At 25.7% G+C, this 13,694-nt stretch carries 10 protein-coding genes; all 10 read left to right on the top strand.

What is annotated here, in order from left to right; translation table 11 throughout:
• Nucleotides 1–3: 3 nt before the first annotated feature.
• A complete protein-coding gene (locus CHF27_RS01105; protein ID WP_095405106.1) occupies nucleotides 4–816 on the top strand; it encodes a purine-nucleoside phosphorylase in 813 nt (270 codons plus the stop codon).
• 101 nt (nucleotides 817–917) lie between these two features.
• Complete coding sequence (locus tag CHF27_RS01100) at nucleotides 918–2,243, top strand: pyrimidine-nucleoside phosphorylase (RefSeq protein WP_095404816.1); 1,326 nt, start codon at nucleotides 918–920, stop codon at nucleotides 2,241–2,243.
• A gap of 193 nt (nucleotides 2,244–2,436) precedes the next feature.
• Nucleotides 2,437–3,483, top strand: coding sequence for an endolytic transglycosylase MltG (gene mltG / locus CHF27_RS01095; protein WP_095404817.1), 1,047 nt, complete (start codon nucleotides 2,437–2,439; stop codon nucleotides 3,481–3,483).
• Between the two features lie 100 nt (nucleotides 3,484–3,583).
• Nucleotides 3,584–4,252 carry an O-methyltransferase gene (locus tag CHF27_RS01090; protein WP_095404818.1) on the top strand — a complete coding sequence of 223 codons (669 nt, stop codon included), beginning with the start codon at nucleotides 3,584–3,586 and terminating at the stop codon, nucleotides 4,250–4,252.
• Nucleotides 4,245–5,480 (top strand): peptidase U32 family protein, encoded by a 1,236-nt coding sequence (locus tag CHF27_RS01085; protein WP_095404819.1) that lies wholly within the window; start codon nucleotides 4,245–4,247, stop codon nucleotides 5,478–5,480. Before CHF27_RS01090 ends, CHF27_RS01085 begins: the two co-directional genes overlap by 8 nt.
• Nucleotides 5,470–6,102, top strand: a complete 633-nt coding sequence (gene udk, locus CHF27_RS01080; protein ID WP_095404820.1) for a uridine kinase — start codon at nucleotides 5,470–5,472, stop codon at nucleotides 6,100–6,102. The genes CHF27_RS01085 and udk overlap by 11 nt, the downstream gene beginning before the upstream one ends.
• A 69-nt stretch (nucleotides 6,103–6,171) precedes the next feature.
• Nucleotides 6,172–7,836 (top strand): peptidoglycan D,D-transpeptidase FtsI family protein, encoded by a 1,665-nt coding sequence (locus tag CHF27_RS01075; RefSeq protein WP_095404821.1) that lies wholly within the window; start codon nucleotides 6,172–6,174, stop codon nucleotides 7,834–7,836.
• Nucleotides 7,837–7,916: 80 nt separating this feature from the next.
• Entirely contained in the window at nucleotides 7,917–8,567 is a 651-nt protein-coding gene (sigK, locus tag CHF27_RS01070; RefSeq protein WP_095404822.1) for an RNA polymerase sporulation sigma factor SigK, read from the top strand.
• Nucleotides 8,568–8,762: 195 nt separating this feature from the next.
• Nucleotides 8,763–11,171, top strand: a complete 2,409-nt coding sequence (locus tag CHF27_RS01065; RefSeq protein ID WP_095404823.1) for a sensor histidine kinase — start codon at nucleotides 8,763–8,765, stop codon at nucleotides 11,169–11,171.
• Nucleotides 11,172–11,210: 39 nt separating this feature from the next.
• Nucleotides 11,211–13,691 (top strand): PAS domain-containing sensor histidine kinase, encoded by a 2,481-nt coding sequence (locus tag CHF27_RS01060; protein WP_095404824.1) that lies wholly within the window; start codon nucleotides 11,211–11,213, stop codon nucleotides 13,689–13,691.
• Nucleotides 13,692–13,694 lie beyond the last annotated feature (3 nt).

Below are 13,694 nucleotides of genomic sequence, written 5' to 3'. Positions count from 1 at the left end.
AATATGTTTGATAAAATACAAGAAAGTGCAGAGTTTATAAAAGGACAAGCTAGTGTACAACCTAAAGTAGGATTAATATTAGGTTCAGGTCTTGGTGTATTAGCAGATCAAATAACTGATTGTATTAAAATAAAATACAATGATATTCCAAACTTCCCAGTATCAACTGTTGAAGGTCATGCAGGACAACTTGTAATAGGTAATTTAGAAGGAAAGACAGTAATTGCTATGCAAGGAAGATTCCATTACTATGAAGGATATTCTCAACAAGAAATAACTTTCCCAATAAGAGTTATGAAAGCTTTAGGTGTAGATACTGTAGTAGTAACTAACGCAGCTGGAGGAGCAAATCCAAACTTTAAACCAGGAGATTTAATGGTTATAAAAGATCATATAAATTTAAGTGGGAACAACCCATTAATAGGAAAAAATGATGAAAGACTAGGTGCTAGATTCCCAGATATGTCAACAGCATACACTCCTAAATATGTACAATTAGTAAAAGGATGTGCAAAAGATTTAAATATGAATATAAAAGAAGGTGTATATGCGTTCTTTAGTGGACCAACATATGAAACTCCATCAGAAGTAAAAATGGCTCAAATATTAGGAGCAGATGCAGTAGGTATGTCTACAGCACCAGAAGTTATAGTAGCTTCTCATTCAAAAATGGAGGTTATAGGTATATCTTGTATAACAAATATGGCTGCTGGAATACTTGATCAACCGCTTAATCATGAAGAAGTCATAGAAACTACTCAAAAAGTAAAAGCTGAATTTTTAAGCTTAGTAAAAAGTGTAGTAAATAGAATATAGTAAAGATAAGTTAAATAATAAGCTTAATATTGAATTAATTTTAATATTAAGCTTATTGGAATTTAATAAACAATTTATCAATATATTAAGGAGATTTTGATATGAGAATTTACGATATAATAAAGAAAAAAAGAGATAACAATGAGTTAACAAAAGAAGAAATAAATTTCTTTGTTGAACAATATTCTAAAGGTGAGATACCAGATTATCAAGCTTCAGCTTTACTAATGGCAATTTACTTAAATAAAATGAATAAGCAGGAAACCGTATACCTTACAGAGGCAATGATGAATTCTGGAGAAGTAATAGATCTATCAGAAATAAAAGGTATAAAAGTTGATAAACATAGTACAGGTGGAGTAGGGGATAAAACTACAATTGCATTAGCACCATTAGTAGCTGCATGCAAAGCACCAGTTGCAAAAATGTCAGGAAGGGGTCTTGGACATACAGGTGGGACATTAGATAAATTAGAAGCCATACCTGGATTTTCAATAGAAATGGAATCTGATAAGTTTGTAGACTCTGTAAATAAACATAAAATAGCAGTTTGTGGTCAAACTGCATCAATAGCAGTTGCAGATAAAAAAATGTATGCACTTAGAGATGTTACAGCTACAGTTGATAATATATCTCTTATAGCAGCAAGTATAATGTGTAAAAAATTAGCATCAGGAGCAAATGCAATATTATTAGATGTAAAAACTGGTGATGGAGCATTTATGAAAACGTTAGACGACTCATTTGAATTAGCAAAAGCTATGGTTGATATAGGAAGTGGCATGAATAGAGAAACTATAGGAATGATTACTGATATGGATGAGCCATTAGGGTTTGCAGTAGGAAATTCACTAGAAGTAATAGAAGCTATAGAAACATTAAAGGGAAATGGACCAAAAGATTTTGTACATTTATGTGAGACTTTAGGTGCATACATGTTAGTTCTAGCAAAAGTTGCAAAAGATTATGAAGAAGGTATTTTGAAAATTAGACATGCTATATCTTCAGGAGAAGCACTTGATAAGTTAAAAGTATTTATAGAAAATCAAGGTGGAGATAAAAGAGTAATTGATGATTACTCATTACTTCCAAAGGCAAGTAAGATAGTACCTATTAAATCAAGTAAAGCAGGATATATAAGCAAAATAGAGGCAGAAGAAGTAGGAATTTCAGCGATGATTTTAGGTGCAGGAAGAGAAACAAAAGAAGATATACTTGATTTATCAGCAGGGATTGTATTAGAGAAAAAAGTCGGAGATTATGTAAGAGAAGGCGATATATTAGCTTATATGCATTTTAACAAAGAAGAAAAATTTGAATCAGCTAAAGAACGATTTATAAGAGCTTATTCAATAGTAGAAGCAAAAGTAGCTCCTAGAAAGCTAATATACGGCGTTGTAACTAAAAATGAAATTAAAAAATTCTAGAAAAATGATTATAAAAAGCTTAACGTGTAAAGAATAACGTTAGGCTTTTTTTATTTTGATATGAATTAAAAAAATCTAAAATGTATTGAAATATAAGTTTAATAATAAATTTGTTCGACAATTTTATTGAAAATTTTTATTCTTAGATTTATAATATAAAGGATGCAAATATATATAAGGAGTAGATATCTCTATGAATTTGAAAAATAATAAGTTGAAAGTAATATGTCTAGCTTCTATTGTACTAGTAGCTTTGATGGTGTTCTTTTTTATTACACAGATAGGTCCTTATAATAAAAATAATAAAAAAGATATAGTTGTGGATATTCCAAGTGGATCAACTGTAAGTAAAATATCTGATATATTATATAAAAATAAGTTAGTTAAAAACAAAATACTATTTAAGTTGCAGATAAAAGTAAGCAACAAAGCCGAAAATATAAAAGCTGGCAAGTATTTGCTTAATCAGACTTATTCAAATGATGATATAATAAATCTTTTGTCTTCAGGAAAAACATATAATGATGGAATTAAAGTAACATTTCCAGAAGGATCAACGTCAAATGAAATCATTTCTATCCTTGTAAATAAAAATTTAGGAGATAAAGATAAATTTAAAGAACTAATTAAAAATCCAAGTGAGTTTTATGAGAAATATGAATTTTTAAAAGAAGATGATATAAAGTCATTAGAAGGATTTTTATATCCTAATACGTATTATTTTGATGAAGATGATAAAGAAAAAGAAATATTATCCGAAATGTTAGGTCAATTTAAGAAAGTTTATAGTGATAAGTTTGTTAAAAAACAAAAAGAGTTAAAACTGACTATTCAACAAATAGTTAATTTAGCGTCTATAATAGAAAAAGAAGCAGTATTAGATAAGGATAGACCTATAATAGCTAGCGTATTTTATAATAGGCTAGAAACTGGTATGCCTCTTCAATCTGATGCAACTATACAATATGCTTTTGAAGAAAGAAAAAAAATAGTTATGTATAGTGATTTAGAAATAGAATCTCCATATAATAGCTATAAAAATAAAGGATTACCACCTACACCAATAGCAAACCCAGGTGTTAAGTCTATCCAAGCAGCTCTTTATCCTGAGGATACAGAATATTTATATTTTGTTGCAAAGATAGACGGAGGAAATAATTATAGTAAAGATTACCAACAACATTTAAAAAATGTAGAACAATATAGACAAGAAAGAGAAAAGTTGAAAAACAAAAAATAGAATTTTATTTTAATATAACGATTAAGGTTATGGGTTATATCTTGTAAATTACAGATTTAATCCATAATTAATTTTTGTTATCACTTAAGGAGTGGTTTAGTTGAGTAATATAGTAAATGATTTAGTCGAAGACTATATAAGAAGTACTTTAAAAGAAAAAAATGGACTTTTAAAAGAATTAGAAGAGTATGCGCATGAAAATAATGTTCCAATAGTACATAAAGAAGTATCTGAACTATTAAAAGTTTTATTAAAAGTTCAAAAGCCAAAGAGGATATTAGAAGTAGGATGTGCAATCGGATACTCTTCAATTCTTTTTGCTACTACAGTTGGTAAAGATGTAGAAATAATAACTGTAGAAAGAAATGAAAAAATGATTGAAAAAGCTAAAGAGAATATAAAGCTAGCAAATTTTGAAAATAACATAACTATATTGGAAGGAGATGCTCAAGAATTATTATCTGAAGTTGAAGGTGAATTTGATATGATATTCTTAGATGCGGCTAAAGGACAATATAAGTTATTTTATGATATGGTTATAGATAAATTAAAGGTTGATGGACTTTTAATTTCAGATAATATATTATACAAAGGAATGGTAGCACATGATGACTTTGTTATAAGAAGAAAAAAGACAATAGTAAAGAGAATGAGAAATTACTTAGATTATATATGTAATTGTAAGTACTTAGATACATCTCTTATACCTATAGGAGATGGAGTTGCACTTAGCTATAAACAAAATGAAAGAGGTGAAGCTAATGCATAAGGCGGAACTATTAGCACCAGCGGGAGATTTAGAAAGATTAAAAATAGCTATAACTTATGGAGCAGATGCTGTTTATATAGGTGGAGAATATTTTGGAATGAGGTCTTCAGCTAGAAATTTTACTAAAGAAGAAATGAAAGAAGGAATCGATTTTGCTCATGAAAAAGGAAAGAAAGTTTATGTAACAGTAAATGTAATTCCTCATAATAATGATTTTCTTAATTTAGAAGAATATTTATTAGAACTACAAAAACTAGGTGTAGATGCTTTTATATTAGCAGATGCAGGAGTATTAGATATTGTAAAAAGAGTGGTTCCAGATATGGAAATACATTTAAGTACGCAAGCTAATACTACAAACTATGTGAGTGCTAATTTTTGGCATAATCAAGGAATAAAAAGAATTGCTATGGCTAGAGAGTTATCATGTGAAGAAATATCTGAGATTAGAGCTAAAACACCGTTAGATATGGATATAGAAGTTTTTGTACATGGTGCAATGTGTATATCAAACTCAGGAAGATGTTTAATAAGTAATTATATGGAAAGTAAAGATGTAAATCAAAAATCTTTTGCTCAAGCAGATAAATCGAACTATAGTTTAGTTGAAGAAAAAAGACCTGGAGAATATTATCCAATATATGAGGATGAAAGAGGTACATTTTTCTTTAATTCAAAAGATTTGTGTATGATAGAGTATTTACCAGAATTGATAAAATCAGGTATAACAAGTTTGAAAATAGAGGGACGAATGAAATCTTCTTATTACATAGCATCAGTAGTTAGAGCGTATAGAATGGCTATAGATGCATTTTATGAAGATTCACAAAATTGGACATTTAATCCTTTATGGTTAGAGGAAATTCAAAAAAGTAGCCATAGACATTTTACGACTGGATTCTATTTAGAAAAACCAGGTGAAGAAGAACAAAATTGTGAAACAACTTCTTATGTTAGAAGTTATGATTTTATAGGTATAGTTAAAGGAATAGAAGCAGAAAGTGGACTTGCAATAGTAGAGCAAAGAAATATAATAAATGTTGGAGATGACATAGAGGTATTTGGACCATACAAAGAAACTATGTTTACTAAGATAGAAGAAATGTATGATGAAGATGGAGAATCTATACAGACTGCATCTCATCCAAATCAAATTATTAAAGTTAAATTATCAGGAAAAGTAGACAAGGATTATATGTTAAGGAGAGAAATGCAAGATGACAAATAAAAAAAGACCGCTTATAATTGGGATAACAGGAGGAACAGGATCAGGAAAGAGTACAGTATGTAAAGCAATTATAGATAATATACCAGAAGAAAATATAGCTGTACTAGAACAAGATGCTTATTATAAAGATCAAAGTCATTTAAGCTTTGAAGAAAGATTAAAGACTAATTATGACCATCCTCTTTCATTTGATAATAAACTTCTTATAAAGCATATTGAAAATTTATGTGAGGGAAATGTTATAGAAAAGCCTATATATGATTATGAACTTCATACTAGGAAACAAAATGAAACGGTAAGTATAACACCTAAAGACATAATAATAGTTGAAGGTATAATGATATTAGAAGATGAACAGTTAAGAGACCGATTAGATATAAAAATATATGTAGATACGGAAGATGATTTAAGAATATTAAGAAGAATACAAAGGGATATAAAAGAAAGAGGAAGAACAGTAGATTCTGTAATAGATCAATACTTAACAACAGTAAAGCCAGCACATGATCAATTTATAGAGCCATATAAAAAATATGCAGATATAATAATGCCAGAAGGTGGACACAATGAAGTTGCTATAGATATAGTAATATCTAAAATAAGAACTCAATTAGATAATTAAAAAATTAAAAATATTGGTATTAACCCCTTAGAAATTGTCAAAAATGATAAATATCTAAGGGGTGATTTTATGTCAAGGAAAAAAGGTCCATTATCATATAAAACTAAAAAAAGAATATATAGTATATTTTCTATATGTATTATAGTATATGCTTTTTTAATTTATAGATTAATAGATATAAAAATTTTAAAATGTGATAAATACAAAAAAATGGTAGAAATGCAAAGTATGGATAAAATTGAGTTAAATAGTGGAAGAGGAATAATCTATGATAGAAATAATATTCCAATTACAGATAAAGAAAGACAAAGTATTTTAATAGTACCTAAATCAAAATTAAACAATAGTTATGAAACTATAAAGCTTATAAAAAAAGCTACAAATATAAGTGAAGAAGATATATTTAAAGAATTTGAAAAGCAAGTATTTTCTAGTGTAATAGAGATTGAAACTAATTATATAAATAATAAAATGAAATCAGAGCTAGAAAAAAATAATATTTTAGTAGAAGAAAAAACTTTAAGATACTCAAATGATAAAATACTATCTCATACAATAGGGTATCTTAAAAAATCAGATAAAACAGCTCAAAGTGGAATTGAAAAAAGTATGGATAGTATACTTAATAATACTAATGAAAAGTATGTATCTGTATTTAAAGCTGGTAATATTGGTAATTCAAAAAAGCTAGATATATTAGAAGGTAGTGTAAAAACTGTAGAAAAAAGTGAAACAAATAAACATCTTAAATTAACTATTGATTATGAAATTCAAAAGAAAGTAGAAAAGATATTAGATAAAGAAGAAAATCCAAGTTCAGTAGTAATATCTAATGTAGAAACGGGAGAACTACTTTCTATATGTTCTAGACCAAACTTTAATCAAAATGATATAGCAAAGTATAGTAATAGTAGAAATGGAGAATTAGAAAATAGAGCTATAAGAGCTACATATCCACCAGGTTCTGTGTTTAAGATAGTAGTACTTTATGCAGCTTTAGAAAATGGAGTTATAGATTCTAATTATACATATAATTGTCAAGGAAAAGCAAAGGTAGGAAATACTGATGAAATATTAAAATGCCATAAAATTAATGGACATGGAGTTGAAACTTTAGATCAAGCTTTTGCTAATTCATGTAATACTGCATTCTTAGATATTGCTATGAAAGTAGGAAAAGAAAAAATTTTAGAAGCAGTAGAAAAACTTAAATTATCTAATCAAGTTGGAATTGGATTAGATGAAGAGAAAAATTCAAAAGTTCCAAAGGACATATCAATAAGAAATTTAGCGATAGGACAAGCAGATATAGAATTTACTCCATTGCAAATTAATCAATTAACACAAATAGTAGCTAATAATGGAACATATAAACCATTATATTTATATGATAGTATCATTAATAATGATAAGAAAATTTTAAAGACATTTAAGACAACAAAACAAGAAGAATTAATTTCTCCATATACAATGACTAAAATTAAAAGTATGATGAAAAAAGTTTCCAAAGAAGGAACTGCCAAAGATTTAAAGGATTTAGATGGTGGATGTGGAGTGAAAACAGGTACAGCTCAAAGTAGTTTAAATAAGAAAGAAATATCTCATGGATGGATAACGGGATTTTATCCAGAAGAATCTCCTAAGTATGCTATAACTGTGATAGTGGAGGGGACTGAGAACAATAATAAGTCAGCAACTCCTATTTTTAAAGAGATATCTAAAGGTTTAAAATAAAAAATAATTATAAAATAGTCAATTTGTATGAGCCACTTTCATATAATTTAAAATAACACGTCAAAAGAGGGGGTGGCTTATTGACTATTTTGAAATCATTTGAAAAACCATTAACCCCTGAAGAAGAAGCAAGTTATCTAACTAAATTTAAAGTAGAGAAAGATGAAAATGCAAAAGAAGTCTTGATTGAAAGGAACATGAGATTAGTAGCACACATAGCAAAAAAATATAATAATTCAAACGAGGATCAAGATGATTTAATATCAATAGGTACAATAGGACTAATAAAGGCCATAGAAACTTATAACGTAGATAAAGGAACTAGGTTAGCAACATATGCTTCTAAGTGTATAGAAAATGAAATTTTAATGAATATAAGAACCAATAAAAAAAATAAAGTGCAAGTTTCACTTCAAGATCCAATAGGTATGGATAAAGAAGGTAATGAAATCAGTTTGATTGATGTGCTAGGAACCGATATTGACTATATAATTGATCAAGTAGAGCTTAAAGTACAAATTGGAAAGCTTTATGAACAACTAGATAAAATTTTGACTAAAAGAGAAAAAGAAATAGTACAGTTAAGGTATGGCCTAACTCAATCAGGTTATAAAACTCAACGAGAAATTGCTCAGAAACTAGAAATATCAAGATCCTATGTATCTAGAATTGAAAAGCGAGCTCTTAAAAAATTAAGAAAAGAGCTTAAGTCAGAAAAAAGCCTAAATTAAGGCTTTTTTTTGTTGAATAAATTTATTTTAAACTGCTCAAAAAGTGACAAATTATTTGGAAGTAGTGTGCTAATATACATATATAGTAAAAAAGAATAACATTATGTTAAGATATTACAGTAAAAATATTATTTAGTTAAATATTGAAAAAACATGTGAAAATCAACCATAAATTAAAAAAGGGTGGTGATTAATGTGGGAGATTTATATAAATATAGAGAAATCATAGAAACATTGAACATAATTATTATAATTTCAATTCAAATAATGTGTATGTATTTATATAAGGTATCTAGGAAAAAATCATTTTTAAAATTGACGATAATGTCACTTGTAGAACTGTGTATATATATACTTTGTATAAATATTGGATGTATATATATATACACTCAAAATGTTAAATATTTAATCAGTTTAATGTATATAGTGAAGTCTATATTATTGATTTTATTCTCAAAAGAAATTAAATTTAAAATTGAAATAAACATATTTTTGATAGTAGGAAATTTACTAGCTATATTAGTTTTAAACACATCCTATGAAATTTCTATGTTAATTAATATTATGCTAAATTCTACTATAATTAATAGAGGTATAATAGATAAAATTGAAGAATTTAGTACGAGCTTATCAAAAAACAAACACAAACTAAAGATTAACAAGCATTACATATCAAAATCAAAAGAGGAAATCGCCTTAGAATGTCGCTTACAACAAAAATTTAAAAATGGAATTTTAGATATTAATAATAAGATAAGTAAATCTATAGAAGAAAGTAATACACCTATATTTATATTGAATTTCAAAAAAGAATTAATTTGCATAAATAAAGTATTTAAAATTTTTTTAGAAGAAGATAAAATCGATATAGAAAAATTTGAAGTAGAAGAGTTTTTTAAAGAAAAATTTATTAATAGTCAAGAAATGTTACATGCAATAGAAAATATAGACTCTAAAAATAATTGTATATTAAGTATAAAGAGTTTTAAAAATCAAATATATAGATTTATATGTTCTAGAGATATGATAAATGGTCAGAGTATGATAATATGCATTTTAAATGATATAACTCAAAGTACAATGATACAAAATCAATTAAAAGAAAGTGAAGAAAGATATAGAAAACTAATGGATATTTTAAGTGATGGTGTTATTATTCATAATATGAATACTATTAGTTATATAAACAGCAAGGCAATAGATATTTTTAATATATGTAATCAATCAGAAAAGGTATTACTCATAGATGATATAAAAAAACAGATAACTAAAAAATTTAGACAAGAATTTATAAGTAACATAAATTTAGTTCAATTAGGAAAAAAAGATAAAACTATTACAAAAATAGAAACAGAGAATGGTAAGATTATTGAATTTATGACAATGACATTAACACTAAATAATGCTCATATGATGCTCAGTCTGGCTATTGATATAACAACTTTAGAAATAGCTAAAAATGAGTTAGAGGAAAGCGAAAAAACGTATAAAGTATTATTACAAGCATTACCTGAAGGAATGGTAGTAATTGATAAAAAAACTAAAAATCATACTTATATGAATAAAGCTATGATAAAATTACTAAAAAAAATAGGTGTTGATAGCTTGAATGAAATAGTAAAAAAATATGTAGCAAGTAGAGAATTTGGAAAATTTAAGAAATTTAGTGTTGGAACGAATGGAAATATAGATATATCAGTTGCAATAATAGATAGGAAAGAAGAAGAAAATTTCTTGGTTGTTGCAAGGCTTCTAGAGGATAAATATAATGCTAAGAAGATGGCGGAAAAATTAAGTGTTATGGAAGAAAAAAATAAATTTAAAACAGAATTTTTATCTCTTATAGCCAGAGATTTAAAGAAACCAATAAATACAATATTTAATGTAAACAATATATTAGATAATGATAAAGAAATTTATAATTCTAAATACGTTAACAATTATACTAGATTAGTTAAGCAAAATTCATATAGATTAAAACGCTTATTAAACAATATAGATGAGATAATGAGTATAGAAAATGAAAAATATGATATGAATTTTAAAAAATATGATATTGTTTCATTAGTTGAAGATATAGTGAATTTATCTAAAGTTTATACAGAGGAAAAAGGTTTAGAGATTTTATTTAGTAGTAATGTTAAAACTAAAATTTTAATTATAGACAAGGATAAAATAGAAAAGATAATATTAAATCTTTTATCAAATGCAATTAAGTTTACTGATTCAGGAGGAAAAATATATGTATATATAGATGCCAAAGAAGAAAAGGTATGTGTATGTGTACAAGACACAGGTGTAGGTATTCCAGAAGATAAAAAAGATTTTATATTTGAAAAATTTGAGCAACTAGATAGGACTTTATCTAGAGGTGCAGAAGGTACAGGTGTTGGTTTATCTTTAGTGAAAAAATTAGCTGAACTTAATGATGCTAAGATAAAAGTAAGTAGTAAGTTAGGTGAAGGTAGTAAGTTTGAACTTGTTTTTAAAAATAATGTAGCTTCCAATTTAATAGCTCTTAATACAAATTCAGAAATTACTTCTATTGACAGAGAAAAAGTAGATATAGAGTTTTCAGATATATATTTTAATATAGAGTCTTAAGGGGAAATTATAATTATATGGGGTAAAAGGGGAAGGAGTATGTATAAATATATTAATTTATTAACAGTAGCAATTTTTTTGATGAGTGTATATGTTTTACATGCTAATTGCAAAGTTAGCAAGTTTAAAAAGAGTGTAATATCTACACTTGTAATATCTACAATAATTATTTTGAAAACAATTTGTATATTAGGTGATATTTCAAATAGTAATTTACTAATTTTGAATTATATATATAAAATTATGATAATTTCATTTGTAACTCAGTTAAATTTTAAATTAAAGCAAATAAAGCATATAAATATTTTGTTCAATATAAATTATTTTTTAGGCATATATTGTTTACTAGCTCCAAGTGATAAACATATATATTTATATATAACTATTATTATTTCATATATGTTAATGACTTCATTATATCTATTTTCAATTAGTTTATATACTAAAAAATTCAAACCTAAATATACGATAATTCAAGTTCTGTACTTTATATATCTATTTATAAATTTAATATTAAAAACGGGAAATGAATTTATTTATATAGGAGAAAGTCTAGATTTTGTATCAAGTATATATATATTTTTAAAAGTATCAAGAACTCATATTAAAGACATTAACTTTAAAGAAAAAGATATATTAAGCAAATTAAATAGGACAAATATATTTATAAAGTTATGTTATGAAAAACTAAATTATAATAAAAATACTACTAAAAAGATTGAAGAAAGTCTAAAGAAAAAGCAAACTATATTAGAGTTGATCTTAAATCAATCTAATAGATGTATACTTTTAATTGATAACGATGGATATATACTAAATGAAGATGATAGTTTTTCTAAAATGTGGAATGAATATTCAGATTGTAAATATAAAATAAACTTAAAGAAATTTTTAAATAAAAGTATAAAAAATAAAGAATCATTTATAGAAAATTTAGAGGCTGTAAGGGAATATGGAGTAGAGTTAAGTGAAGAAATAGAGGGGAAAGATGGAAGATTCTTTGAATGTTCATATGCTCCTTTTAATCTTGGAAATGAAAGAATAGGTATAATTTGTGCAATAACAGATATAACATATAAAAAGAAAAGTAAGATACAAATTAAAGAAAATAATATTAAATATAAAAAGATAGTGGATAATATACCACATTCGATTTTAGTAGCTAATGATAGTGAGATTATTTATAATAATGGAAAAAATCAAGATATAGATTTTAATAAGAATGATATTAAAAATATTATTATAGAAAAAGCAGCTAATGGAGAATTACATTATAACTGTCAAAATGGAATGGAGTTATGTTTAAACATAGATAGAGTTGAATTTTCTGAGATTGGAGAAAATAAAAGTCTCGTTGTTATAAGGGATATAACTGATTATAAAAAAATATTAAGAGATATAGACTATAGTAAAAAGAAATACGAAGCACTAGTTAATATAATACCTGAGGGGATATATATACTTAATTTTGAAAATAAATTACTTACTTATGCTAATTCAACATTTTTAGATATATTGGGCTCAAAAGATATTGAAGACGTTAGGTTAGATAATATTAATGAAGAAGTAACTATTACATCAGGAAATACTAATGGAGGTATTAAATTTAAAAGAACTACTATAAAAAATAAATATGGAAATGACGTTGATATTGAATCTGGAGGAATGCTTATAGATATAAATAAAAAACTAAAAATGGTTGGAATAGTCAGAGATATAACAGAACAACTAAAAATGGAAGCTATAGAAAGAGAGATAGAAATTAAGGAAAGAGAAAATAAGATTAAAACTGAATTTTTTGTTAATATGTCTCATGAATTAAAAACACCATTAAATGTAATATATTCAAGCAATCAACTTTTAGAATCTGTTTTTAGATATAAAATATTAAAAAATCCACAGGATAGTTTATCAGAAACGATACAAATAGTTAAAAAACATTTGAAAATATCTATGGGGTTAATTGATAGTATAATGGATTTAGTAAAGTTAGAGTCAGATTTCCATTATACAGATAAAGATTATTATAATATAGTTAATATATCTGAGGATTTAGTTACAGAGTTTAATAGATGTATTTGTACGAAGGATAGAAATATAGTTTTTGATACTGATGAAGAAGAAAAGATAGTAAATATTGACCCTAATGATTTTGAAAGTGTCATATTTACTTTTCTGTCAATGACTATGAGATATTCTTTACCAAACAGCATAATATATTTTAATTTAGAAAGCAAAGCGAATAAATCAATCATAACTATAAGTAATGAAAACGGATTTGATTATGATAAGTATATAAGTGATAATGAAAGAAAAATTTTGGATATAAGAGTAACTGTAGCTAAATTAATAATAGATTTACATGGAGGAAATATAAAAATAGAAATGAAAGAAGAAAAATACTTAGAAATAATTATAATTGTTGATTCTTATGAAAAAATTAGAAATTATAAAAATATTTCAATCAATAAAAATGATAACTCTATTTATGATGAATATACAAAAATATGTAGCTTTTAAAAT

It is taken from the genome of Romboutsia maritimum, from assembly GCF_002251085.2.
Taxonomy (GTDB): Bacteria; Bacillota; Clostridia; order Peptostreptococcales; family Peptostreptococcaceae; genus Romboutsia_B; species Romboutsia_B maritimum.
Note: the sequence above shows the minus strand (reverse complement) of the source record. Positions and strands in the feature narration are given on the sequence as shown.